Origin of the sequence: Epibacterium ulvae, from assembly GCF_018678075.1 — a bacterium.
GTDB classification, from domain to species: Bacteria; Pseudomonadota; Alphaproteobacteria; order Rhodobacterales; family Rhodobacteraceae; genus Epibacterium; species Epibacterium ulvae_A.
The window spans coordinates 20207-43694 of sequence record NZ_JAHHIR010000060.1 but is presented as its reverse complement, the minus strand read 5'-3'; the positions used below and the strand labels follow the sequence as shown (position 1 = coordinate 43694).

At 57.6% G+C, this 23488-nt stretch carries 21 protein-coding genes, 1 tRNA gene and 2 pseudogenes; 11 read left to right on the top strand and 13 right to left on the bottom strand.

Annotation, left to right across the window (positions count from 1 at the left end; all coding sequences use genetic code 11):
• Positions 1-442: 442 nt before the first annotated feature.
• A complete protein-coding gene (locus KMP13_RS14355; protein WP_215266611.1) occupies positions 443-646 on the bottom strand; it encodes a hypothetical protein in 204 nt (67 codons plus the stop codon).
• Between the two features lie 326 nt (positions 647-972).
• On the opposite strand from KMP13_RS14355, the pseudogene KMP13_RS14350 reads away from it, so the two are divergent.
• A pseudogene (locus tag KMP13_RS14350) lies at positions 973-1170 on the top strand (NAD(P)/FAD-dependent oxidoreductase); the annotation flags it as partial.
• A gap of 54 nt (positions 1171-1224) precedes the next feature.
• On the opposite strand, the pseudogene KMP13_RS14345 reads toward KMP13_RS14350, so the two are convergent.
• Positions 1225-2010: pseudogene (locus KMP13_RS14345) on the bottom strand (transposase).
• Positions 2011-2176: 166 nt separating this feature from the next.
• Here KMP13_RS14345 and KMP13_RS14340 point away from each other — a divergent pair.
• On the top strand, positions 2177-2536 hold the full coding sequence (locus KMP13_RS14340; RefSeq protein ID WP_215266610.1) for a DMT family transporter: 360 nt from the start codon (positions 2177-2179) through the stop codon (positions 2534-2536).
• Between the two features lie 6 nt (positions 2537-2542).
• Here the strand turns inward: KMP13_RS14340 and KMP13_RS14335 are convergent.
• Together KMP13_RS14335 and trpS are read right to left on the bottom strand one after the other, a co-directional pair.
• A tRNA-Met gene (locus tag KMP13_RS14335) sits at positions 2543-2619 on the bottom strand.
• Positions 2620-2825: 206 nt separating this feature from the next.
• Entirely contained in the window at positions 2826-3854 is a 1029-nt protein-coding gene (gene trpS, locus KMP13_RS14330; protein ID WP_215266609.1) for a tryptophan--tRNA ligase, read from the bottom strand.
• A 102-nt stretch (positions 3855-3956) separates the two neighbouring features.
• Between trpS and KMP13_RS14325 the strand changes: the two genes are divergently transcribed.
• On the top strand, positions 3957-4640 hold the full coding sequence (locus KMP13_RS14325; RefSeq protein ID WP_215266608.1) for a rhomboid family intramembrane serine protease: 684 nt from the start codon (positions 3957-3959) through the stop codon (positions 4638-4640).
• On the opposite strand, the gene murJ is transcribed toward KMP13_RS14325, so the two are convergent.
• From murJ to KMP13_RS14310, 3 genes are read right to left on the bottom strand one after another with little or no spacing between them, the layout of a single operon-like run.
• Positions 4637-6184 carry a murein biosynthesis integral membrane protein MurJ gene (gene murJ / locus KMP13_RS14320; RefSeq protein ID WP_215266606.1) on the bottom strand — a complete coding sequence of 516 codons (1548 nt, stop codon included), beginning with the start codon at positions 6182-6184 and terminating at the stop codon, positions 4637-4639. The two genes, KMP13_RS14325 and murJ, sit on opposite strands and share 4 nt — an antisense overlap.
• On the bottom strand, positions 6181-8946 hold the full coding sequence (locus KMP13_RS14315) for a [protein-PII] uridylyltransferase (protein WP_215266605.1): 2766 nt from the start codon (positions 8944-8946) through the stop codon (positions 6181-6183). The genes murJ and KMP13_RS14315 overlap by 4 nt, the downstream gene beginning before the upstream one ends.
• Positions 8947-8971: 25 nt before the next feature.
• A complete protein-coding gene (locus KMP13_RS14310) occupies positions 8972-10144 on the bottom strand; it encodes a penicillin-binding protein activator (RefSeq protein ID WP_215266604.1) in 1173 nt (390 codons plus the stop codon).
• Between the two features lie 88 nt (positions 10145-10232).
• Between KMP13_RS14310 and rsmI the strand changes: the two genes are divergently transcribed.
• The 3 genes from rsmI to gshB all read left to right on the top strand — a co-directional run bounded on the left by rsmI (position 10233) and on the right by gshB (position 12468).
• Entirely contained in the window at positions 10233-11093 is an 861-nt protein-coding gene (gene rsmI, locus KMP13_RS14305; RefSeq protein ID WP_215266602.1) for a 16S rRNA (cytidine(1402)-2'-O)-methyltransferase, read from the top strand.
• Between the two features lies 1 nt (position 11094).
• Complete coding sequence (locus KMP13_RS14300) at positions 11095-11472, top strand: YraN family protein (RefSeq protein ID WP_215266600.1); 378 nt, start codon at positions 11095-11097, stop codon at positions 11470-11472.
• A gap of 63 nt (positions 11473-11535) precedes the next feature.
• Positions 11536-12468 (top strand): glutathione synthase, encoded by a 933-nt coding sequence (gene gshB / locus KMP13_RS14295; RefSeq protein WP_215266598.1) that lies wholly within the window; start codon positions 11536-11538, stop codon positions 12466-12468.
• Positions 12469-12477: 9 nt separating this feature from the next.
• On the opposite strand, the gene KMP13_RS14290 is transcribed toward gshB, so the two are convergent.
• The 4 genes from KMP13_RS14290 to cobU all read right to left on the bottom strand — a co-directional run bounded on the left by KMP13_RS14290 (position 12478) and on the right by cobU (position 16181).
• Positions 12478-13995: a YifB family Mg chelatase-like AAA ATPase gene (locus KMP13_RS14290; protein WP_215266595.1), complete on the bottom strand. Its 1518-nt coding sequence runs from the start codon at positions 13993-13995 to the stop codon at positions 12478-12480.
• Between the two features lie 87 nt (positions 13996-14082).
• Positions 14083-14760: a glutathione S-transferase gene (locus KMP13_RS14285; RefSeq protein ID WP_215266593.1), complete on the bottom strand. Its 678-nt coding sequence runs from the start codon at positions 14758-14760 to the stop codon at positions 14083-14085.
• Positions 14761-14841: 81 nt separating this feature from the next.
• Positions 14842-15420 carry a histidine phosphatase family protein gene (locus KMP13_RS14280; protein WP_215266591.1) on the bottom strand — a complete coding sequence of 193 codons (579 nt, stop codon included), beginning with the start codon at positions 15418-15420 and terminating at the stop codon, positions 14842-14844.
• Positions 15417-16181, bottom strand: coding sequence for a bifunctional adenosylcobinamide kinase/adenosylcobinamide-phosphate guanylyltransferase (gene cobU, locus KMP13_RS14275; RefSeq protein ID WP_353055716.1), 765 nt, complete (start codon positions 16179-16181; stop codon positions 15417-15419). The genes KMP13_RS14280 and cobU overlap by 4 nt, the downstream gene beginning before the upstream one ends.
• Here cobU and KMP13_RS14270 point away from each other — a divergent pair.
• From KMP13_RS14270 to KMP13_RS14250, 5 genes are all read left to right on the top strand, one after another.
• The gene (locus KMP13_RS14270; protein WP_215266589.1) at positions 16180-17058 is read left to right on the top strand and encodes an RNA polymerase factor sigma-32; all 879 of its coding nucleotides are present in this window, start codon (positions 16180-16182) and stop codon (positions 17056-17058) included. The two genes, cobU and KMP13_RS14270, sit on opposite strands and share 2 nt — an antisense overlap.
• Positions 17059-17172: 114 nt before the next feature.
• Positions 17173-18375 carry a bifunctional phosphopantothenoylcysteine decarboxylase/phosphopantothenate--cysteine ligase CoaBC gene (gene coaBC / locus KMP13_RS14265; RefSeq protein WP_215266585.1) on the top strand — a complete coding sequence of 401 codons (1203 nt, stop codon included), beginning with the start codon at positions 17173-17175 and terminating at the stop codon, positions 18373-18375.
• An 11-nt stretch (positions 18376-18386) separates the two neighbouring features.
• Positions 18387-18857, top strand: coding sequence for a dUTP diphosphatase (gene dut, locus KMP13_RS14260; RefSeq protein ID WP_215266583.1), 471 nt, complete (start codon positions 18387-18389; stop codon positions 18855-18857).
• On the top strand, positions 18857-19909 hold the full coding sequence (locus KMP13_RS14255) for a HesA/MoeB/ThiF family protein (protein ID WP_215266580.1): 1053 nt from the start codon (positions 18857-18859) through the stop codon (positions 19907-19909). The genes dut and KMP13_RS14255 overlap by 1 nt, the downstream gene beginning before the upstream one ends.
• Before the next feature lie 168 nt (positions 19910-20077).
• A complete protein-coding gene (locus tag KMP13_RS14250; protein ID WP_215266579.1) occupies positions 20078-22093 on the top strand; it encodes a M3 family metallopeptidase in 2016 nt (671 codons plus the stop codon).
• A 60-nt stretch (positions 22094-22153) separates the two neighbouring features.
• On the opposite strand, the gene KMP13_RS14245 is transcribed toward KMP13_RS14250, so the two are convergent.
• On the bottom strand, positions 22154-23080 hold the full coding sequence (locus KMP13_RS14245) for a 2-hydroxyacid dehydrogenase (protein WP_215266577.1): 927 nt from the start codon (positions 23078-23080) through the stop codon (positions 22154-22156).
• A complete protein-coding gene (locus KMP13_RS14240; RefSeq protein WP_215266574.1) occupies positions 23077-23487 on the bottom strand; it encodes a VOC family protein in 411 nt (136 codons plus the stop codon). Before KMP13_RS14240 ends, KMP13_RS14245 begins: the two co-directional genes overlap by 4 nt.
• Position 23488 lies beyond the last annotated feature (1 nt).

Below are 23488 nucleotides of genomic sequence, written 5' to 3'. Positions count from 1 at the left end.
ATCAATGGGTCCAGACCCTAGGTCGTCGAAATTTGGGAATTGGAAAGTGTATTTATCCATGAAACCTGCAGAGGTAGGCGCAATCATTCGGGGGTAATTGTCCGTGGTGTAGGCTAGGATCGCTCCCTTAGATCCTTAATTGTATGCGGATTCTGTCAGGGCGCTCATCGGTGGAGCAGATGAGCATCAACATAGTATGTCTGGATTGTCTGCCAGCATGGCTGCGACGATCCCGTACGCATCTTCTGTGTCGGGGGCATATTGCACTTCTTTCACCATTTGATGCCCCGAGGCTTCAAACGTCGCACGATAGACCGCAAGCGAGGACAGGCCCAATTGGTCGCTTTGGCTGCACAGCGCAACCTTGCGCGCGTTTGGTGCGACACGGGCCAGCCAGTCGACGCTGGTGACGTCGAACAGAGGGTCGCCTCGGCCGGAGCGATCATAAAGAGGTGTCCGGTGACAGGTCGGTTGGCTGCAGGGTTGCCACCAGCATGCGCTGTTGCATCACGTAGGGCAGAACTGCTGCGAAACTGGTTCCACCCAAGGTCAGGATCAACGGCACCCGTTGACGTTCGACAAAATCGCGTGTGGCTTGCATCGTGGCCGCGGCCCCGAGCGCGCTGTCGTGGACGATGATCTTCATCCGGCCACCATCAGACCACCGGATTGGTTGATACCGTCGGCCCAGATCTGGCAACCATCCACTCCTTGTTGACCCCATTCGGCCTCTGGTCCGGACAAGGGGGTGACAAAACCGATTCTGCGCGCCCAATGGGCGGGATGAAGCAGTCGCTGCAAGTCGCTGAAAAAGAGTAGGTGTGCTCATATTTTCATCTACAGACCAATTTTCGTGAGTTAAAACGAGAAAATAAGTTTCTACTCAGGCAAACTTCCGACGCCGTTCTAGTCCATGAATTTTGAACCAGTTTATCAATTTGGTTCAGCTCAAAGTAGGAATGGAAGATTGTCATGGGGAAACGGGTTGCGGTGATCGGTGCAGGCCCGTCTGGTCTGTCCCAATTGCGTGCGTTCCAGTCGGCAGCACAAAAAGGGGCGGAGATCCCCGAGGTCGTTTGTTTCGAAAAACAGAGCAACTGGGGTCGTCTGTGGAACTACACATGGCGCACTGGTCTGGATGGAAACGGGGAACCGGTTCACTGCACGATGGGTTTTGTTGCACAAATCGTGTGAGGGTCGGACGTCGCCTTTTCCCAGAGGGACTTATCCTACGGCCTCTGTGAGAAGTACGCCAAGGGCCGTGTATTGATTGAGGACGGCGATGCGGATTGGGATCTCCGCGACCTGCCTGTCGAAGTCCTTGGCCATCAGCGATTGACCGAGCAGTTTTATACAATGCATCTTGGTTTCGACACGGCTTCGGCGGTGGTATTCGCCGGAGCCGTCGCCACAGAGTGCGGCCTAGAAACCGCTGCGCATTGACGGCCTCGTTTCGGGCGGAGGCACCGGCGCTTGTGGGCTTCCATGGCTTGGCATTCTTGCGCGGTGGGCTGACAGCATGGGCATTGCGGGCGGCAATCGTCTCGTGACATTTTCGAGTGTCATACGCTCCGTCTGCTGTGACACTGCCGATGTTCTGATCGGGTGGAATTTCGATCCAGCAATTCTGGCAGCTTCGGCGCATCACCAATATCGCTGGTGGTGACCTCGCCCCTCGGCAGATTTCTACACAATCGCCTGTCGGGCAATGGGACGGCAAAGGGTGCTAAAATCAGGTGCCGCCCAGTCCAGTCCGACCAGCCAGCAGGCTTTGCACAAAGCCAGTGGTCTGCCGTAATGGAAGCCCGAACAGGACCTTCAAAGTCAGGCACGTCTATCGCCGCGTCGCTGAAACTCTGTTATCGAACGCGCTTGCCGCTTGCCGCTTGGCGGTGGCACCCAGGCCATCTCAGGGTCAAACCAAATCGACAGCGATCCGCGTAGCTTCAAACTGTCATTGTAAGGCGGCCAATTTGTGGTCTTGTACTTCGTTGGGGCCCAGCTGCTCATGCCTTCAGCTATCATGCTGGTTTCACAACATGAATCCCCTCAACCGATTAAGTGCGACAAAGCACATGCAGAGGCCTCAGCGGGGATTTAACCCGCGGATGACAATTCTTGATCCCCACACTGGGCGTGCAGATCCCTGCACGCCTTTTTTTCCGAAGAAAGTGAATTGGATGGCCTGGCTAATCCTAGTTTTGCGGGCTCGTTAGAGACGGCCTGGGCGATTTGCCTGAAATACACGGACGGGCTGACGCGCCTTGTTCCCACTACCATCACATTGGTTCTGGTGCTCATCAGCCTCTATATGTTGAGCCTCTCGTTGAAACAGATCCCGGTTGGAACGGCCTATGCGGTTTGGTCCGGCATCGGAGCGGCGGGCACGGTGATCATCGGCATTCTGATCCTTGCCGAACCCGTTTCCTGGCCGCGCATGATCTGCGTCGCACTCATCCTGATTGGGGATCGTGGGATTAAAATTGGTCGATGCGAGTTGAGGCTTGGCCACGCAAGGTCTTGTTCAGATCCTTGAAAGTCGTGGTAGCGGAGGAGGGACTTGAACCCCCGACACGCGGATTATGATTCCGCTGCTCTAACCAGCTGAGCTACTCCGCCACAGAGACATTCACTGTCTTAGTGACTGTGTGGAGGCGATTTAAGGGTTCGGGCGGAAGGGGTCAAGCGGGAAATGCAGTAATTCCGGGGATTCTGGGAAAAATTCACCACGTATGTGAATGGTTGTTTTATTTCAGTGCCTTAAATATGTGGTATGGCAAAGAAAAATGCCGCCCGATTGGGGCGGCATTTGAGGGGCAAGGCGTTTACATCTCGACCGGTGGGACCATGCCCATAATCTCGTACGTCTTGCGCAGGATCGGAGCTGTGATCGCCCGGGCGCGTTCTGAACCGCGCGACAGGATCTTGTCGATCTCGTCTTGATGTTCCATCAGGCGCGCCATTTCGGTGGTGATGGGGGACATCTTGGCAACTGCCAGCTCGGCCAGCATCGGTTTGAATTCCGAGAATTGCTTGCCGCCCACGTCCGCCAAAACCTCATCAACGCTTTGGTTGTTCATCGCCGCGTAGATGTTGATCAGGTTGCGCGCTTCGGGGCGCCCTTCCAGCCCTTCGGCCTCGGACGGCAATGCCTCGGGATCTGTCTTGGCCTTGCGGATCTTCTTGGCGATTGTGTCCGCGTCGTCAGTCAGGTTAATGCGGCTTGCATCCGATGGGTCGGATTTCGACATCTTTTTCGACCCGTCCCGCAACGACATCACGCGGGTGGCGGCGCCTTCGATCACGGGTTCGGTGACCGGGAAGAATTCAACGCCGTAGTCATGGTTGAATTTGGTCGCGATGTCGCGTGTCAGCTCCAAGTGCTGCTTTTGGTCTTCGCCGACCGGCACATGGGTTGCGTGATAGGTCAGGATGTCAGCCGCCATCAACGCAGGATAGGCAAACAACCCCAACGAGGCGTTCTGCGCGTTCTTACCGGCCTTGTCCTTGAACTGGGTCATCCGTTGCATCCACCCCATGCGGGCGACACAGTTGAAAACCCACGCCAGCTGCGCGTGTTCTGGGACCTGGCTTTGGTTGATCAGGATCGACTTTTCAGGATCAAGACCCGAGGCGATGAAACCGGCACAAAGCTCACGCGTTGATTTTTTCAAATCAACCGGATCCTGCCAGACAGTGATTGCATGCAGGTCGACCATGCAAAAGATCGATTCTACGTCACGGTCCTGCCAGTCCACAAACCGCTTCAAAGCGCCCAGGTAATTGCCCAGGTGCAGGTTGCCCGAAGGCTGGATGCCGGAAAAGACGCGCGGGGTGAAGCTGGTTTCGCTCATGTCAGGAAACTCCCGTCTGGAAAATTGCACCACAGTCGCTTACCCATGGCGCACCGCATCGTCAACCGCCAGCCCGAAAGGCGTGGCATAGGAGCCCATCGGATGAGTAATCCTGATACGCAATCGCCCTTTAACACCATTCCAGCAGTCGTTGTGGCGCTTGCCTTGGTCATCATCGGAATTGAGGCCGTGTTTTCCTTGGGCGCGCGGGGGATCGTTGGCGGGCCTGCCGCGATTGGCTGGCGTCTGGACGCGCTGCAATCTTATGCATTTTCGGGTGAGATCTTCTGGTGGATGGTCGACACCCAACGATGGTCGGTTGAGAACCTGCTGCGCTGCGTCTCTTACCTTTTTGTGCATGGCTCATTCACTCAGGCGCTTTTTGTCTGCGTGTTCCTGCTGGCGCTTGGCAAAATGGTGGCTGAAGTCTTTGGTGAAATCCGCATGTTGCTGGTGTTTCTTCTGTCCGGCATCTCAGGCGCGTTGATCTATGCGACGGTTGGATCCGACTATCCCTTGATCGGCGGTTTCCCGGCGGTCTATGGGTTGATCGGGGCCTTTACCTTTGTGCGGTGGATTGCGCTTGGTGCGATGGGGGAACAACAGGCGCGCGCCTTTAGCCTGATTGGGATGTTGATGGGCATCCAGTTGCTGTTCGGGCTGATTCTCGGCGGTCGCCCCGACTGGGTTGCGGATATTGCCGGTTTTGCCACCGGATTTGGCGTGTCGTTTTTCCTTGTGCCCGGCGGATGGCAGCGGATCCTGCAAAAGATCCGCCGCGATTAACCGCCTCGGCGGCGCAGCGATTGTTTCATCTCACCCAGTTTGATCGCACCCAATACTTGGGCCGCCCCAAAGTAAGTGACCGCACCTAAAACGATCAGGCCCAGTAGGGCGAGGTAGCGCCAGCTTGGAACGTAGAACAGCCAGTCAAAGGTCCGATAGCTGCTGAAAACGGCCGCCCCCATAACGCCGGACGCCGCGAAAATTCGCCAGCAGCGGTCATAGAAACGGCTGTCAAATTGTGCGACCTCTCCCATGCGGCGGGCACCAAACCAGAGCAGGAAAACCATCGCCCAACCCGCCGCACTGGCCGCGATGGCCGGGGCAATCCAGCCGACAATGGGTTTCAGACCAACAGCGAGGGCCGCATTCACGGCCATGCCCACAAGCGCGAAGCGAAAAGGTGACCGTGTGTCTTCACGCGCAAAGTAAAGTGGTTGCAGCACTTTTTGCAGGACAAAGGCCGGAAGCCCCACGCCGTAAATCGCGACCGCCAAAGCAATCGCCTGTACATCTGCAGCATCCGTCGCACCGCGTTCGTACAGGACCGAGATCAGCGGCAGCGGAATGACCACAAAGGCCACCATAGACGGCAGGGTGAGGACGAGTGAGAACTCGCCCGCACGGGACAGGGCATTCTGCGCACCGTCTGCGTCGCCCGCACGTAACCGGCGCGACAGGTCTGGCAGCAACACAATGCCTACCGCAATACCAACAACGCCAAGGGGCAGCTGATACAGGCGGTCCGCGATAAACAGCCAGCTCAGCGCGTTCTCGATGTCTTGGGCAACCCGCTGACCCACTACCAGATTGACCTGCGTGACACCCATGGCCAGTGCGGCGGGCAGGGCAACTTTGACCATATGGCGCATATCCTGCGTCAGGCGCGGCAGCCCAGGGCGCAGTTTGAACCCGGCCTGTTCTGCGGCGACCCAGACCAGCACCAATTGTGCGACACCCGCGACAGGAATGGCCCAGATCAACCATTGAATGACCTCGCCCCCTACAACGGCCCCGGCGATCATCGCAGGGATTGCGACGACATTCAGCAGGGCAGAGGCCGCCGCCGCCGCCGAAAACCGCCCCGTTGCGTTGAGGATCCCGGAAAACAATGCCGCCAGCGACATGCAGAGAATATAGGGAAACATGATGCGGCCAAAGCCCACCGTGGCGTCAAACCGCGCGTCGCCGTCGCTGATACCAGAGGTGAACCAGACCATACCCGGCATGAAAATCATTGACACCGCAACGAGCAGCAGCACGGCAGCGCCCAACAGGTTGAACGCGTCCTGCGCAAAGGCAGGCGCGTCCTGTTCGCCTTCGACCTTCTTGGACAGCATCGGTACAAAAGCTGCGTTAAACGCCCCTTCGGCAAAGAAACGGCGGAACATATTGGGCAGACGAAAGGCAGCAACAAAGGCATCCATCATCGGACCCGGGCCAATATAGGCCGCGATCAGGATTTCGCGGGCAAAACCCAGGATTCGGCTGGCCAAGGTCCAAAATCCGACTGTCAGAAACCCTGACAGGAGTTTGATCGGTTTCATGCCTCTGCCCGTTTGACGCCTTCTTTGATCGCCTCCTGCAGCTTTTTCTTGAGCGTGCGTTGTTTGGATTCGGAATGATACTTCAGCCCAAACATGTCTTTGACATAGAAGGTATCGACCACCTGTTCGCCATATGTCGCAATCACCGCATTGGCCACATAGACGTTCAGATGCGCCAGGGTGCGCGCCAGATCATAAAGCAATCCGGGTCGGTCGCGCGTGTCCACTTCGATGATCGTGTAAATCTCAGACCCTTCGTTATCAAAGGTGATATGGGTCGGCACATTGAAGGCACGTTCGCGTTTCTTGATTTTGTCGCGGGATTTAAACGCATCCGTGGCAACAACTTCACCGTTCAGCGTTTTGCGGATCATTTGTTCCAGACGTGGCAGGCGTGAGGCCTCAAACGGGCTCCCTTCTGAATCTTGGATCCAGAAAGCATCCGCGACGTAGCCGTCTTTGGTCGTGTAGGACCGCGCGTCCACAACGTTGGCCCCCACAAGTGCAAGCGCTCCGGCCACACGGGCGAAAATGCCGGGATGGTCGACCATTGCAAAACAGGCGCGTGTCGCGTCGCGGTCCTCATCCGGGAAAAGGCAAATCTTGATCGCGGATTGATCGCCGCCCTCGTGCAAGGCGCGGAACATTTCTGCGAAATCCACATGCGCTGTGACATGCAGACCCTGCCAATAGGGCGGGTAATGGCGGTTGGTCTCTCGTTTGAGGTCCGCTTTGCTCCAGTCGGTCAAGGTTGCACGCAGTTTGCTTTTTGCTTCATGGCCGCGGTGTTCACGGCTGAGCGCCTCCATGCCGCCTTCCAGCGCCTTGCGGGTCTGGCCATAGAGCGCGCGCAACAGTACCGCTTTCCAATTATTCCAAGTATCCGGGCCAACGCCGCGAATGTCACAGACAGTCAGTAGCAGCAGCAGATCCAGACGTTTGACCGTTTTCACCGCCTTGGCAAAGTCACGCACGGTCCGAGGGTCGGCGATATCGCGTTTCTGCGCCATATCGGACATCAACAGGTGATAGCGCACCAGCCACTCGACTGTTTCGCTGTCGGCTTTGTTCAGGCCAAACCGCGGCGCAAGTTTGCGGGCAATCCGCGCGCCGACAATCGAGTGGTCTTCCTCGCGGCCCTTGCCGATGTCATGCAGCAGCAGAGCGACGAACAAAACCTTGCGGCTTAGTCCTTTGCGCAAGATGTCCGAGGAAAGTGGCAGTTCGTCTTCCAGCTCACCCCGTTCAATCGCCGCATAGTTGGAGATCACCTGGATCGTGTGTTCATCAACCGTGTAGGAATGATACATGTTGAATTGCATCATGGCGACGATCTGCTCGAACTCAGGAATAAACGCGCCGAGCACGCCCAATTCGTTCATCCGCCGCAGCGCACGTTCGGGATTGCCGTGTTTCAGCATGAGATCGAGGAAGATGCGGTTGGCTTCCTTGTCCTGGCGCATTTTGTTGTCGATCAGATGCAGATTCGCAGTTACCAGACGCATGGCGTCGGGGTGGATCAACATGCCCGTGCGCAAGCCTTCTTGGAACAGACGTAGGATATTCAGACGATCTTGCAAAAACGCATCCGGGTCTTCGACCTGCAGACGGTTGTGGACCACTGCAAAGCCGGGTTTGACGCGGGGCCGTCTGCGGAAAATTCGTTCCAGCAGCGGCTCTTCTTTTTGCTGGCTGGCCTCCAGTTCGGAGAGGAAAATGCGGGTCACGTCGCCAACACGCGTGGCGTGACGAAAATACTCCTGCATGAAGACTTCCACACCGCGCCGTGCGGCGGTGTCCTGGAACCCCATCCGCTGTGCAACTTCGACCTGTTGATCAAAAGACAGCTGTTCGGTGGCGCGATTGGCCGAGAGATGTAGATGCGACCGCACCGCCCAGAGGAAATTCTCGGCCTTGGCAAAGACGTCGAATTCTTCCGCGCTGAAAAGACCCAGACCCACCAGCTCTTCGACGTCTTGCACGCGATACAGGTATTTCGCGATCCAGAACAAGGATTGTAGGTCGCGCAGGCCGCCTTTGCCTTCTTTTACGTTTGGCTCAACCACATAGCGTTCCCCCTGTTTCACGTGGCGCTTGTCCCGTTCCGCCAATTTGGCAGATACGAATTCACGTGCGTTATGGGCAAAGAGATCTTTGTTGAGCTTTTCTTCCAGTTTACCTGCCAGTTCCGCATCCCCGGTCAGGAACCGGTGTTCCAGCATCGCGGTGCGAATGGTGAAATCTTCTTTGCCGAGCCGGATACAGTCGCGAATGGTGCGGCTAGAATGTCCGACCTTCAGGCGAAGATCCCACAGGATATAGAGCGTCGTTTCAATCACGCTCTCCGCCCAGGCGGTGATTTTGTAAGGCGTCAGGAACAGAAGGTCGACATCCGAGAACGGCGCCATCTCGCCACGACCGTAGCCACCAACCGCCATGGCCGCGATCCGTTCCCCTTGGGTCGGTGTGGCATTGGGGTACACAAATTCAGTGGCGGTAAAAATCGCGGTACGGACGATGCAATCCGTCAGATATGTGTAGGACCGGGTGACGGCACGTGCGGCAAAGGGCGATGCGGCAAAGGCCTCTGCAATTGCGGCGCGGCCAGCCGTATTCCCCTCACGCAGCACGGCGACAACATGCGCCCGCAGCTCAGCCCCGGACAGCTCCTGGGCCTTGGCGCGAATATCATCGTAAACGGCCTGAATGTCGAAAATCAATTCAGGTGCCAAAATCAATGGCACCTGATCGGATTTCGTCATGTCAGCTTGCGTTAAAGAGGGCGCTTTAGAAGCCTGCGCCAGCGAAGCTTTTTGGGGCTGGGTCAATTACGACAACTTTCCTATCTTCGATTGTGGCCACTGCGAGGCCACGTTCATTGGTGCCATCCGCGCGCAGACGGAAAATCCCGCCTGTGCCTTGGAAGCCGGCGCCTTGTGTCAGGGCTGCGGCGGTCAGTGCATCGCTCTTGCCCTGTTGGGCCAATGCGCCAATCGCGGCTATGCCATCATAGGCCAGACCACCAATTGGGTGAGGGCCGGCACCATATGTGGCGGTGTAACGTTCGCGGAATTTTCCGGATTGGGACGGGTCGGGCAGGGCGAACCAAGCGCCTTGAACGCCAGGAAGTTCAAGGGTCTGGGGCGGAATATCCCAACGGGTCAGGCCGATGTATTGGAAATTCTCCGGGGACACCCCTGCTTCGGGCAACAATTGTGTCAACAGGGGCAGAGCACCGGCCGTTGTCGCAGTCATAAAGACCGCGTCAGCGCCACCGCTGTTTGCGGCATCGCGAATGGTTGGGATCGCGTTGATTACGCCCTGTTGCGACAGCTCATAGCTGACCGCGCCAGTGACACGGGCCGACGACCCGGCAACCGCGCGGTTCACCGCTTCGCGCCCGGCAGCACCAGCGGCATTGTCGCCGGCAACCACCAAAACATTGGGTTTGCCTTGTTGTGCCGAATAGCGCGTCAGACGGCGGGCGGTATTGTCAAAGGTTGATCCCAGGATAAAGACGTTACCGCCTGCGATGGCCGTGTTGTTGGAAAACGCCAGAACATTCACGCCTTTTTGCGCGGCGACGAGGCCTGCGGCATTGGCGGCTTCGGCGTAAAGCGGGCCGAGAATGATGCCCGCGCCATCTTTGATCGCCTGATCTGCAGCAGTGGCCGCCACTTCGGGCGTTCCCGCCGTGTCATAGACGCGCAGGTCGACTTCCACACCGTTCAGATCGCCAATGGCCATCCGGGCGGCGTTCTCCAGGCTTTGTGCCAAAACACTGTCGCCCGTCTGTGTAGAGCCACGTGGAACCAAAAGCGCCACTTTCACAGGTTTGGAAGGATTGATAGTAGGGCCGGAGTTTAATGCTACCGGTTCGCACGCAGCCAGGGCCAAGGCGGAAATTGCCAATGCGGCACCACATGCCATCTTGCGGGCGTTCTTGAAAACAGCAAACATAATAATGCTTTTGCTCCATGTTCCGACCGTTCTGGTCGTTTTGGGTTTCAGGCGCAAATAATAGACAACCGAATAGGCGGGTCCAGAGTTGAATCACCAGAATGTCCGATTGCAGTCAGGACTGTATTTTGTTGCCACACCCATTGGGACGGCGCGCGACATCACTTTGCGGGCTTTGGATGTTCTTGCGTCAGCCGATGTCATAGCCGCCGAAGATACCCGTAGCCTTCGTAAGTTGATGGAAATACACGGTGTTCCTTTAAAAGATCGTAACATAATTGCATATCACGATCACAGTGGTCCCGGAACGCGCGCCCGGCTTTTGGAGGCGATTGCAGCCGGTCAGTCGGTCGCATATGCCTCTGAGGCGGGTATGCCACTTATCGCCGATCCCGGGTATGATCTGAACCGGGACGCGGCAGAGGCGGGGCATATGGTGACCTGTGCGCCCGGTGCGTCCGCTGTGGTGACGGCTTTGACACTCGCCGGACTGCCGACTGATGCGTTCTTTTTCGCGGGCTTCCTGCCGAATGCGACGGGCGCGCGGTGCAAGCGATTGGAAGAGTTGAAACAGGTGCCGGGCACGCTGGTCTTTTACGAATCTCCCAAACGGGTGCAGGCCTCGGTCCGTGATATGGCCACAGTGTTGGGTAACCGCACGGCAGCCATGTGCCGAGAATTGACCAAAAAATTCGAAGAAGTGCGCCGCCTTCCCTTGGTCGACCTCGCTCAAAGCCTTGAGGATAAACCAGTCAAAGGCGAAATCGTATTGTTAGTCGAACGTGCAGGCGAGGTTGAAGTCAGCGCCGCGGATCTGGAAAGCGATCTGCGTGTCGCGCTCAAGGAAAACTCGGTCAAAGATGCCGCTGACCTTGTGTCGAAAACCCACGATTTGCCCCGTCGAAAAGTCTACCAGCTGGCGCTGCAGCTCGGAAAGGACGCCGACTGATATGCCACCTTCTGCGCGCCATCACCGGGGGCAACGGTCCCATCACGCAGGTGTCGCCGCAGAAGAGGCCGTATTGCGCCAGTACGAATTGTTGGGCTTTGCGCTGCTTGACAAACGTTGGCGTGGCGGCGCGGGTGAAATTGATCTGATCTTGCGCAAGGCCACCCAAGTGGTGTTTGTCGAGGTTAAAACCAGCCGAACCCATGCCGAGGCCGCAAGCCATCTGAGCGCACACCAACAGGCGCGGATTTATCGCGCGGCTGAGGCCTATGTGGCCCAATCCGGCGATCTGCAAACATGCGACTTGCGCTTTGATGCGGCGCTTGTTGATGGGCAGGGGCAGATCGAAATCCTTGAAAATGCGTTTGGTTTGGGCTGACCCCATTGAACATGACAGATCGGTACGCCATGTAGGTCAGCAACACGACAGGGGACATGCGTCATGAAAATCGCCTTCCAGATGGATCCGATCCTTGGGGTCGACATTAACGCCGACAGCAGCTTTCGCCTCGCAGAAGAGGCCCAGGCGCGCGGGCATGAATTGTTTTACTACGCACCAGATCAGCTGGCCTTCCAAGAAGGGCGGGTAACCGCGCGCGGTCACGACATGACGGTGCAGCGGGTTGCCGATGCTCCTGCGACCCTTGGCGACTTGCGCGAGGTGGATCTGGCTGATTTTGATGTCATCTGGCTGCGTCAGGATCCGCCGTTTGATATGCACTATATCACCTCAACCCATTTGCTGGACCGCCTGAAAGGTCAGGCGCTGGTGGTGAATGATCCGTTCTGGGTGCGGAACTACCCTGAAAAACTGCTGGTTCTGAACTTCCCGGATCTGACCCCGCCTACTACCATTGCGCGCGATCTCGACACGATCAAAGGGTTCAAGGAGAAGCACGGCGATATCATCCTAAAGCCGCTTTATGGCAATGGCGGTGCGGGGGTGTTCCGTCTGGATGAAAACGACCGCAACCTGTCCTCGCTCTATGAGCTGTTCACCGGGTTCAGCCGCGAGCCGCTGATCGTGCAGAAATTCCTGCCGGATGTCTCTAATGGCGACAAACGCGTGATCTTGGTGGACGGTGAGCCGGTTGGCGCGATCAACCGCGTTCCTGCTGCGGGTGAGACGCGGTCTAACATGCACGTTGGCGGACGGCCCGAGAAGATTGGCCTGACAGAACGCGATCTGGAAATCTGCGCCGCTATTGGTCCGTTGCTGCGTGAAAAGGGTCAGATCTTTGTTGGGATCGACGTGATCGGCGACTACCTGACCGAGATCAACGTGACCTCGCCAACGGGCATCCAAGAGCTGGAACGCTTTGATGGTGTCAATATCGCTGAAAAAGTCTGGCAGGCCATCGAGTCCAAACTCTAAACGCCTATCCTATACGGACTTAGCAACCGGGTTGAGGCGATAACTGATCGCCTCGGCCAGGTGGGTGCGGCTCATTTGTTCCGCACCGTCCAGATCGGCAATGGTGCGCGCGACACGCAGAACCCGGTGGTAGCCGCGCGCGGTGAGGCCAAAGTGTTCTGCCGCTTGTTGCAACAACGCACGCCCCGCATCGCAGGGTCGTGCCACGTTTTCCAAAACCTCTCCTTCGGCGTCTGAATTCAGCTCGAGCCTGTCATATTTGGCATAACGTGCGGCCTGCAATTCACGCGCCATGGCAACCCGTGGGGCGATCTCTTGTGACCCTTCTTGGGGCGGCGGCAGATCTAGGTCGGTGAAGGCGACCGGCGGGACATCAACACGCAGATCAAACCGATCCATCAACGGGCCAGATATGCGTCCAAGGTAGTCTTGCCCACAGATGGGCGCGCGTCCGCAGGCCTGCGCCGGATCGGCGAGATGGCCGCATTTGCAGGGGTTTGCTGCCGCCAACAACATGAACTTGCAAGGGTATTTCACATGGGCATTGGCGCGCGCGACCATGACCTCCCCTGTCTCCAACGGTTGGCGCAGGGTTTCCAGCACGGTTCGGTTGAACTCTGGCAGCTCGTCCAGAAATAAAACGCCGTTATGGGCAAGGCTGATCTCTCCCGGATGGGCCCGCCGCCCACCGCCCACGATTGCCGCCATCGAGGCGGTGTGGTGGGGTTCGCGAAACGGGCGTGTTCTGTTGATGCCGCCTTCATCCAGAAGCCCGCACAGGGAATGGATCATGGAAGTCTCAAGCGCTTCACGCGCTGTCAACATCGGGAGCAGGGAGGGAAGACGTGCGGCCAACATGGATTTTCCGGACCCAGGTGGGCCGACCATCAGCATATGGTGTCGCCCGGCTGCCGCGATTTCCAGCGCGCGTTTTGCGCGCTCTTGCCCCTTCACATCGCGGATATCTTTTTGTGTGGCGGTGATTGAAACTTCGCCCGCGGTGGCCGGGGTAAGCGGCATTTGCCCGGTAAAATGGCGCACTACATCCAGTAGGGAATGCGCACCAATCACTTCGGCCGCGTCGACCCAAGCGGCTTCGGCGCTGGATGCCTTGGGGCACAAGAGCCTTCGGTTTTCTTCTGCTGCATTTAAAGCTGCGGGCAGCGCGCCAAGCACCGGCATGAGCTGACCATCCAACGACAATTCCCCCAAAGCCACGGTTTCGGCGACCATGTCCTTTGGAATGACCTCAATCGCTGCCAATAGCGCCAAAGCGATTGGCAGGTCGAAATGGCTGCCCTCCTTGGGGAGGTCGGCGGGCGACAGGTTTAGCGTGATCCGTTTTGAGGGCAGAGCGACGGACATATTTGAAAACGCCGCCCGCACTCGTTCGCGCGCCTCGCTGACGGCCTTGTCCGGCAGTCCAACCAAGTTAAACGCGGGCAGCCCCGGCGCCACGGAACATTGAACTTCAACCGTTCTTGCTTCGACACCTTGGAATGCGACTGTGTAGCATCGTGCGATCATGGCCTGTCTCCCTGGTTAGGAGACAGGCTTGTCAATCATGGTTTCTGAAGTGTTAACCCACCCGTCAGTGCCGCGTGAAATCGTGACCTACACCGGCCATTCGCGATGCGGAAGGTCCAGATCATAGGGCATCGGGTCGTAGGTGACGGTCAACGCTTCGTTGCGCCACTCCTGCACAATCGGGTCTGCCAACAGGGCAAGGCAATAGGCGCGGTCCTCATCCGAGACAGGCAGGCCATATCCGACAATCCGCGCCGCAACAGGGGTATAAAAGACATCGGCCAAGCTGTAGCTTCCAAACAAACCGTCTCCGTCGCCGTTAGAAAACGTCCGCGCATGGGCCCAAAGGGCGGCCACACGATCAAGATCTTTTTGAACCGCGTCTGAAACCGTGAACCCATCCCAGACATGGCGCAGCTGCATCGAGCACTCACCGCGCAACGCGTTCAAACTGCTGATCATTTCCGCGCAAAGCCAACGTGCTGTGGCGCGTGCCGCAGGATCCTTTGGCCACATGGCGGTATCGGGGTTTTCTTCAGCCAGAGTTTCAGCCAGTGCAAGGCTCTCGCCAACGACCACACCCTGGGGCGTACGCAGGGCCGGGACCAGTTTTGCGGGCGCAAGGGCTTTCATATCTTCGGCCATTGTCCCGCGATAAAGCCCGATCATGTGGGTTTGATGGGGAAGGTCGAATTTGCGCAGCATCAACCAACCGCGCATCGACCAACTGGAAAAGAGACGGTCACCAATAAAAAGCTCATACATTGCGCATTCCTTCTGCTACACTTTGGTGGCAGCCTAAGAAGAAATGCGACATTATCAAATGTTATATTTTGGAGAATTCCGTCACGGAATTTGATTAATCGTGCCGAGCGACCATGCGTGACCTAAGTGAGCGATCTCTGTCACCGACAGATTGTCGATCCGACGCGCAAATGCCTCATCCGCCGTCAATCGATCCGCTCGCTGCACTTGGGTCAGGATCTGGCCAAAATGCCCAACAACCAGAATATTTGCACCCGCATATTGTACGGCGAGTTCGTCAAATATCCGATCCACCCGCGCCGAAAGCTGGTTCCAACTTTCCCCATTGGGCGGCCGCACATCGCCCGGCGTTTTCCAAAAAGCGCGAATGTGATCCGGGCAGCTTTCTTCGAGCTCTGACCAGGTGCGCAATTCCCAATCGCCAAAGTGCATTTCGCGCAGACGTTGATCATGGGGCAACCGTTTGCGACTGCCTTGCACGGCATCGGCCGTCTCAACAGCGCGACTCAGATCGGAACTCACCACCAGCGCGTCTTGGGGCACATAAGCATTGATCCGATCCAGCGCGGCTATGTCGCTTAGATCTGCGGGCAGGTCGGACCAGCCAACCATGGATTTTGCGTGGGTCGGTCCGTGGCGCAAGAGAAAGAATCGGGTCAAAGCGGTGCGCCTTTTAGAACTAGGGGCAGGCCGGCAGCGACCAAGATAACCCGATCCGCTCGCGCGGCCAGTGCAATATTGAGCCGCCCCTGCGCCTCGCGAAACCGCCTGGCAAGCGCGTTTTCTGGCACGATGCCCATTCCGGTTTCATTGCTAACAATGACAAGATCTGCCGCACAGACATCGATGGCGGCAAAGAGATCGCCCTCCGCTTGCTGCAAATCATGCTCGGCCAACACGTGGTTTGTCAGCCACATTGTGGCACAATCCATCAGGCAGATTTGGCGCGCAGAAAGGTCGGATAGGGCGAGCGACGCCGACAGCGGTTCCTCTATGGTGGTCCAATTTGGGCCACGCTGGTCGATATGACGGGAAACCTTGGCCTTCATTTCATCATCGTAGATTTGTGATGTGGCCCAATAAATCTTTTCTTTTCCTGCGCTTGCGCAAATGCCCTCGGAAAAAGCCGATTTCCCTGAGGCCGCGCCTCCAAGAATGAGTGTGACAGAACCGGACAATTTTATTACCCTAAGGATACGAAAAGGATGATCCTGTGGGTATCCGCAAGGCCCGTCAATGACAAGCCCGCCACGTCGCATTGAACCACGCAGGTTCGTTTCAACGCGATGACAGGGGCGCAACAGCGCATTTTCTTGCCGCTGTCTCCTGGTAGAAAACCCAAAACCACCGGGCCAGATAATAACTAATCCAAAACTTCCCACAGGACGTATTCGGTTTATCTGATTTCGGGGGGAAGACATGGCACTTGACGACTCCAGTCCCAATCCGCTGCCTAAAAAGGCGATGAGTGCGGAACTATTGGATGCAGAAACGGAATTGAAACTTGCTTACGCGTGGCGGGATGACCGTGACGTGGAAGCGCTGCATCGTTTGATCAATGCGTATATGCGTTTGGCGATTTCAATGGCTGCCAAATTCAAACGATACGGCGCACCGATGAATGATTTGATCCAGGAAGCGGGCCTTGGCCTGATGAAAGCCGCTGACAAATTTGACCCGGACCGCGGGGTGCGGTTCTCAACCTATGCGGTGTGGTGGATCAAAGCGTCGATCCAAGAATATGTGATGCGCAATTGGTCCATGGTGCGCACCGGGTCGACCTCATCGCAAAAGTCATTGTTTTTCAATATGCGCCGCATTCAGGCCCAGTTGGAACGCGATGCGTTTGCAGAGGGCCACAAGCTCGACAAACACCAGCTCCATGAAAAGATCGCGACTGAAATTGGGGTGCCTTTGCGCGATGTCCAGATGATGGACGGGCGCTTGTCGGGGGCGGATTTCTCGCTGAATGCGGTGCAATCGTCAGACGATGAAGGGCGTGAATGGATTGAGGCGCTGGAAGACGACCGTGCGCAGGCTGCAGAACTGGTCGAGGATTCATTGGACCGTCAGCAGCTGCGCAAATGGCTGGCAACGGCGATGATGTCGCTGAATGATCGCGAGCGTTTGATCATCCGCGCCCGCAAATTGCGCGAACCTGCGCGAACGTTGGAGAGCCTTGGTCAGGAGCTTGGCCTGTCCAAAGAACGGGTGCGCCAGCTGGAGGCTGGGGCCTTTGTCAAAATGCGCAAAAATCTGCAGTCGCAATCGCGGGAAGTTGCGCATCTTCTTGTGTGAGATGTCTCAAACGTTGGCCGCAGATGTCGCATTGCGCATTCTTTGCAAAAGCGTTTCCCTCTCGCGCAGCGGGGCGGTAAAGTTAAAGCCGTGGCGCAACAAGGGGCAAGAGGCATGCTGGCAGGCAAACGGATCCTTCTGATCATTGGAGGCGGCATCGCGGCCTATAAATCGCTTGAGCTGATACGCAGGCTGCAAGACCAGGGGGCACAGATTACACCCGTGTTGACCCGCGCCGGGGCAGAGTTCGTGACGCCGCTTTCCGTCTCCGCTTTGGCAGGCGCGGCAGTGCATCAGGACTTGTTTGATCTGACCAATGAAGCCGACATGGGACACATCCAGTTGTCACGCAGCGCGGATCTTGTGGTTGTGGCACCTGCAACGGCGGATTTGATGGCAAAGATGGCCAATGGGTTAGCCAATGATCTGGCATCGACGCTTTTGCTCGCGACAGACACGCCGGTGCTGGTTGCGCCCGCGATGAATGTGCGCATGTGGGAACACCCTGCCACGCAACGCAACATCACCCAACTGCGCGCCGACGGGGTGCATTTTGTGGGACCGGACAAAGGCAACATGGCCTGTGGAGAGTTCGGCCGCGGACGTTTGTCCGAACCAGAGGCCATCGTATCTGCGATTGCCGAACAGTTGGCTGACGGCCCTTTGAGCGGGAAACGCATCATTGTAACCTCTGGTCCGACCCACGAGCCCATTGATCCAGTGCGATACATCGCTAACCGCTCGTCGGGTGCGCAAGGGGCGGCGGTGGCCCGTGCTCTGGCCGCGCGGGGCGCGCAAGTGGTGTTCATCACGGGCCCTGCAACCGTGGCATCTCCGGCGGGTGTCGAAGTGGTCCCTGTCGAAAGCGCACGTGACATGCAAGCTGCCGTGATCGCGGCGCTACCGGCGGATGCCGGTGTGTTTGCCGCGGCCGTCGCAGATTGGCATGTGGCCGAAGCCTCTGATCGGAAATTGAAGAAGTCCAAGGATGGGTTGCCGTCCCTGACCTTTGTGGAGAACCCCGACATCCTGCGCACCGTTTCTCAATTGGAAGAGGGGCGTCCAGACTTGGTAGTGGGCTTTGCCGCCGAAACCAATGATGTGGTCGACAATGCAACAGCAAAACGCCTGCGCAAAGGGTGTGACTGGATCGTGGCCAATGATGTCTCACCCGAAACCGGGATTATGGGGGGCGCAGAGAACGCCGTGGTCTTGATCACGGACACAGGCGCAGACCCCTGGCCGCGTATGGACAAACAGGCCGTGGCGGACCGCTTGGCCGATCGCATTGCAGACACTCTGAACAACAAGAGCTGAGGAACAGCCCCATGACCCACGCCGCCCCGATCCCCGTCAAGGTCACCTACGACCAAGGCGCAGACCAAACGATCCCATTGCCGAGCTATGAAACCGCTGGTGCGGCTGGAGCTGATCTGAGGGCAAACGTGCCGGATCAAGGATCGATCACGTTGCAGCCCGGCGCGCGCGTCTTGGTCCCCACGGGGTTAAGGGTGGAAGTTCCCGAGGGCTATGAAATCCAGATCCGTCCCCGGTCTGGGCTGGCCCTCAAACACGGCATCACCCTGCCAAACACCCCAGGCACGATCGACAGCGATTATCGCGGTCCCTTGGGGGTGATTGTGCTGAACGCAGGCCAGGCCCCCTTTACCATTGCTCACGGAGACCGAATTGCACAGATGATCCTGGCGCCAGCCGTGCAAGCCCGGTTTGAACTGGCTGAAAATCTGAGCGAGACCGCGCGTGGGGCAGGTGGCTTTGGCTCCACCGGGCGCGCATAGTGATTTCTATCCTGATCCTAGCCGGACTGATCTGGTGGGGTGGGCAGTTTCTTGGCATGTCCAGCGTGATCCGCCAATCTTTGTTATGTGTTCTCTATGTTGCGATTCTGGCGGTGCATCTGACACTGCCGCCAACGGCTGCGCTTCGGGTCAACTTGGGCGGCTCAGCGCTTCCCTGGCTTGCGGCCGGAGCGGTTGCGGTTGTGATTTATCTCTACGCCCACGTGTTGAGGCGCTTGAAGAAAAAAGCAGAAGGCAGAACGATGAGCGAGACGCCGAAAAAGAAAGGTGCGTTTAATGCGACCGAACTGAACCGTTACGCTCGCCATATCGTGCTGCGTGAAATTGGTGGGGCTGGTCAGAAAAAGTTGAAAGCGGCCAAGGTGCTGGTGATCGGAGCTGGGGGGCTCGGGGCACCAGCCTTGCAGTATCTCGCAGCAGCTGGCGTCGGCACCATTGGCGTGATCGATGACGATGAGGTTGAGAATGCCAACCTGCAACGTCAGGTGATCCACCGGGACGAAGATATCGGCACCCCAAAGGTTTTCTCGGCGCAAGCCGCGATGGAAGCGCAGAACCCCTTTGTCACGGTGCGCCCCTATCACCGGCGTCTGACAGAAGACATCGCGGCAGAGCTCTTTGCCGAATACGATCTGATCCTGGATGGGACGGACAATTTTGAAACGCGGTATCTGGCCAATCGGGTGGCGGTTGAGCTGGGCAAGCCCCTGATTTCCGGCGCGCTCACCCAGTGGGAGGGGCAAATTTCGCTCTTTGATCCAACCCAGAGTGGCCCCTGTTATCAATGTATCTTTCCCGAAGCACCGGCCCCCGGTCTGGCCCCAGCCTGCGCCGAGGCCGGTGTGATTGCGCCCTTGCCCGGCGTCGTTGGCGCGATGATGGGGGTTGAGGCGTTGAAACTGATCACCGGTGCGGGTGAGACCCTGCGCGGTGCGATGCTGATCTATGATGCGCTTTATGCGGAAACGCGGCGTATCTCTTTGAAGCCCCGCGTTGACTGCCCCATTTGCCAGGGCAAAGGCGCCGATTGAGCTATGGGCCCCGCCGCGCGTCAGCGCGGCCACGCCCAACGGGGGAAGAAGCGCCTGCAAAGGCGGATCTGACACGGGCGGGAGCGCTGCGATTTCCGCTGCATTTGTCGCAACGCATTGCACCCCCAAACGCATCTCGCTAGCCTCACAATCAAAGGAGATTTACCCATGACGAACCCGCTTCTGGCCGACTGGTCCACCCCCTTTGGCCTTGCCCCGTTTTCCGAGATTTCCGATGACGATTTTGCCCCGGCGCTGGACGCCGCGCTCAGCGCCCATAAGGCGCAGATTGATGCCATTGCCGAAAACCCCGACGCGCCGACATTTGCCAATGTGGTCGAAGCGCTGGAGACCCCGTGCCAACCTTTGGAGCAAGTCCTGTCGGTGTTCTTTTCCGTAGCTGGCGCCGACAGCAATCCCGGGCGTGAGGCTTTGCAGCGTGATTTTTCCCCGAAACTCGCGGCGCATTTCTCAACCATTACCGCCAACAAAGCGCTCTATGCGCGGGTGAAATCTGTTTGGGAACAACGCGCGAGCCTCGATTTGTCGGATGAACAACAGCGGGTCTTGATGCTGACCCATCGTGGCTTTGTCCGGGGGGGCGCCGCCCTCGAAGGCGCTGATGACACCCGTATACAAGAGATCAAATCCCGCCTTGCCACTTTAGGAACTAATTTCACCCAAAACCTTTTGGCGGATGAGCGGGAATGGTTCATGGAGTTGAGTGAAGAGGACCTTGAAGGTCTTCCAGATTTCGCTGTTGCAGCAGCCCGTGCCGCAGGTGAGGAAAAGGGCGCCAAAGGTCCAGTCGTAACCCTGTCGCGGTCGATCATTACCCCGTTTCTGCAATTCTCCCCCCGGCGCGATCTGCGCAAAACCGCCTTTGCCGCCTGGGCTGCGCGCGGTGCAAATGGCGGTGAGACCGACAACCGCACCATCGCGGCTGAGATCCTGAGCCTGCGCGAAGAACGTTCCAAATTGCTCGGCTATGACACCTTCGCACAATACAAGCTTGAAACTGAAATGGCACAGACACCCGAGGCCGTGCGCGGTCTTTTGATGGATGTCTGGACCCCGGCCAAGGCGCAAGCCGATGCAGACGCTGAAGTTTTGACCCAGATGATGCAGGCCGATGGAATCAACGGGCCGCTCGAACCCTGGGACTGGCGGTATTACTCCGAAAAACGGCGTGCCGTCGAACATGATCTGGATGAGGCAGAGCTGAAACCCTACTTGCAATTGGACCGGATGATCGAAGCCTCGTTCGACTGTGCCACGCGACTGTTTGGGCTGGAGTTCAAGCCCTTGGACGTGGCTCTCTATCACCCGGATTGCCGGGCATGGGAAGTGACTCGGGGCGGCGATCATGTGGCGGTCTTTATTGGTGACTATTTTGCGCGTGGGTCGAAACGGTCTGGCGCTTGGTGTTCGGCCATGCGCAGTCAAGCAAAGTTTCCCGAGGTGCAGTCGCCCATCGTGATCAACGTCTGTAATTTCGCCAAAGGGTCGCCCGCACTGCTCAGCTGGGATGATGCGCGCACCTTGTTCCATGAATTCGGCCACGCGCTGCATCAGATGCTGTCCAATGTGACCTATGACAGTATTTCTGGCACCTCAGTCGCGCGTGATTTTGTTGAGCTACCAAGCCAGCTTTATGAACACTGGATGGAAGTGCCAGAGGTTTTGCAGAAATTTGCGACCCATGCAGAAACCGGCGCGCCGATGCCGGATGATCTGTTGAAACGGGTTTTGGGCGCTGCGACCTATGACATGGGGTTCCAGACGGTGGAATATGTGGCCTCTGCGCTGGTGGATCTCGCGTTCCACGACGGCCCCGTCCCCAAGGATCCGATGGCCAAACAGGCCGAGGTTCTGGAAGAGATCGGCATGCCATCCGCGATCATTATGCGCCATGCTACGCCGCATTTTGCACATGTCTTCTCGGGCGATGGATACAGCTCGGGTTACTACAGCTACATGTGGTCCGAAGTGATGGACGCCGATGCCTTTGCCGCCTTTGAAGAGGCGGGCGATGCCTTCGATCCAGAACGCGCCAAAGCCTTGGAAGAGCATATACTCTCTACTGGCGGTTCGGTTGATCCAAAGATACTTTACACAAACTTCCGGGGCCGTTTGCCGGGTGTCGACGCGCTTCTAAAAGGGCGCGGATTGGCTGCCGGTTAAGGCTGGAGCCACTGCAAAAGACTGCATTGAAACGGAGGCGTTAAGCCTCCGTTTTTGCGTTCAATACCCTTTGTCGCGATCCACTTGGTAGATGAACTCCACACCTGCCTCGCCTCGGCGAATGTTCTCCGCGACAACTTCAGCTGCAGTCGATGGGCGTGTTTCAGCCGCGATATGGGGCGTCACGGTGACATTGGGATGGGTCCAATAGGGATGCCCCTGTGGCAAAGGTTCCACGCGAAACACATCCAATGTCGCATGGCCGATCTGACCGTTGTCCAAAGCCGCCAACAATGCATTATCGTCGATCAAAGGACCACGACCGGGATTAAGGATCCGCGCGCCTTTTGGCAGGTGTAACAGGGTTTGCGCATTCAGCAGATCCCGTGTGGCCGGTGTATCGGGCAGCAGCAGAACCACGATCTCTGCGTTGGACAAGGCGGCGTGCATCCCGTCCTCGCCAAAACGGCAGGTGACCCCAGGCACGTCCCGCTCGGAGCGTGACCAACCGGTTACCGGAAACCCCAAGGCGGCTAGGGCCTTTGCGCAGGATTGGCCCAGTTCCCCCAATCCCAAAATGGTGACTGGCCGGTCCTTTGCCAAAGGTGGCACATAGGGATCCCAGCGGTTTTGCGTGGCCAGACATCTGTCGATCTCAAGATGATAGCGCAGGGTATGGCCGCTCACCCATTCGACCATCGCCGTGCTGAGGCCGGGGTCAACCATACGGCACAGCGGCATGGTCAGCGTTTCATTGCCAACGATCCGCTCAACCCCCGCCCACAGGTTGAGCACGGCCTTGGCATTTGTGAAGGGCGTGAAGTCCTGCAGATAGGAGCCCGGCGCGTAGACGATGTACTCCACATCCTGTGGTGCGTGTCCGAGCCGTAGATCCACATCAAGGTTGAGCTTGGCAAAGGCCTGTTTCAGAGGTGCTTCATAAACATCCCAACGGGCGTCACCGGCCGCGAATTCAACCTTGATCATGTGGCAAAAACTCCTGTCATGTCGCGAAATCCTTTGATCTCAATCGGGTTGCCGGCTGGGTCGTGGAAAAACATGGTGCTTTGCTCACCGGGCTCACCTGTAAACCGAGTAGTGGGTTCTAGGGCAAAGGTGACGCCCTTCGCTTGCAAGCGATCCGCTAGCGCGTGCCACGCGTCTTGGGACAGGATCACGCCAAGATGGGGCATCGGCACCATATGTGCGCCAACTCTTCCGGTATTGGCCGTGGCAAACACCGGCCCGAGGTGCAGTGAGATTTGATGGTCGAAGAAGTTGAAATCAACCCAGCTGTCGGTGCTGCGCCCTTCGGAACAGCCCAGAACTTCACCATAGAAATGGCGCGCGGCGTCAAGGTCATCCACGTGATAGGCAAGGTGAAAGATGCTCATG

Coding starts and splice junctions, on each gene's coding strand:
- KMP13_RS14300 (WP_215266600.1), top strand. CDS start 11,095: ATGCCACCTTCTGCGCGCCATCACCGGGGGCAACGGTCCCATCACGCA.
- coaBC (WP_215266585.1), top strand. CDS start 17,173: ATGCTGGCAGGCAAACGGATCCTTCTGATCATTGGAGGCGGCATCGCG.
- KMP13_RS14285 (WP_215266593.1), bottom strand. CDS start 14,760: ATGTATGAGCTTTTTATTGGTGACCGTCTCTTTTCCAGTTGGTCGATG.
- KMP13_RS14270 (WP_215266589.1), top strand. CDS start 16,180: ATGGCACTTGACGACTCCAGTCCCAATCCGCTGCCTAAAAAGGCGATG.
- KMP13_RS14310 (WP_215266604.1), bottom strand. CDS start 10,144: ATGTTTGCTGTTTTCAAGAACGCCCGCAAGATGGCATGTGGTGCCGCA.
- gshB (WP_215266598.1), top strand. CDS start 11,536: ATGAAAATCGCCTTCCAGATGGATCCGATCCTTGGGGTCGACATTAAC.
- KMP13_RS14290 (WP_215266595.1), bottom strand. CDS start 13,995: ATGATCGCACGATGCTACACAGTCGCATTCCAAGGTGTCGAAGCAAGA.
- murJ (WP_215266606.1), bottom strand. CDS start 6,184: ATGAAACCGATCAAACTCCTGTCAGGGTTTCTGACAGTCGGATTTTGG.
- KMP13_RS14315 (WP_215266605.1), bottom strand. CDS start 8,946: ATGACGAAATCCGATCAGGTGCCATTGATTTTGGCACCTGAATTGATT.
- KMP13_RS14245 (WP_215266577.1), bottom strand. CDS start 23,080: ATGATCAAGGTTGAATTCGCGGCCGGTGACGCCCGTTGGGATGTTTAT.
- dut (WP_215266583.1), top strand. CDS start 18,387: ATGACCCACGCCGCCCCGATCCCCGTCAAGGTCACCTACGACCAAGGC.
- cobU (WP_353055716.1), bottom strand. CDS start 16,181: ATGTCTTCCCCCCGAAATCAGATAAACCGAATACGTCCTGTGGGAAGT.
- KMP13_RS14325 (WP_215266608.1), top strand. CDS start 3,957: ATGAGTAATCCTGATACGCAATCGCCCTTTAACACCATTCCAGCAGTC.
- KMP13_RS14355 (WP_215266611.1), bottom strand. CDS start 646: ATGAAGATCATCGTCCACGACAGCGCGCTCGGGGCCGCGGCCACGATG.
- trpS (WP_215266609.1), bottom strand. CDS start 3,854: ATGAGCGAAACCAGCTTCACCCCGCGCGTCTTTTCCGGCATCCAGCCT.
- KMP13_RS14250 (WP_215266579.1), top strand. CDS start 20,078: ATGACGAACCCGCTTCTGGCCGACTGGTCCACCCCCTTTGGCCTTGCC.
- KMP13_RS14240 (WP_215266574.1), bottom strand. CDS start 23,487: ATGAGCATCTTTCACCTTGCCTATCACGTGGATGACCTTGACGCCGCG.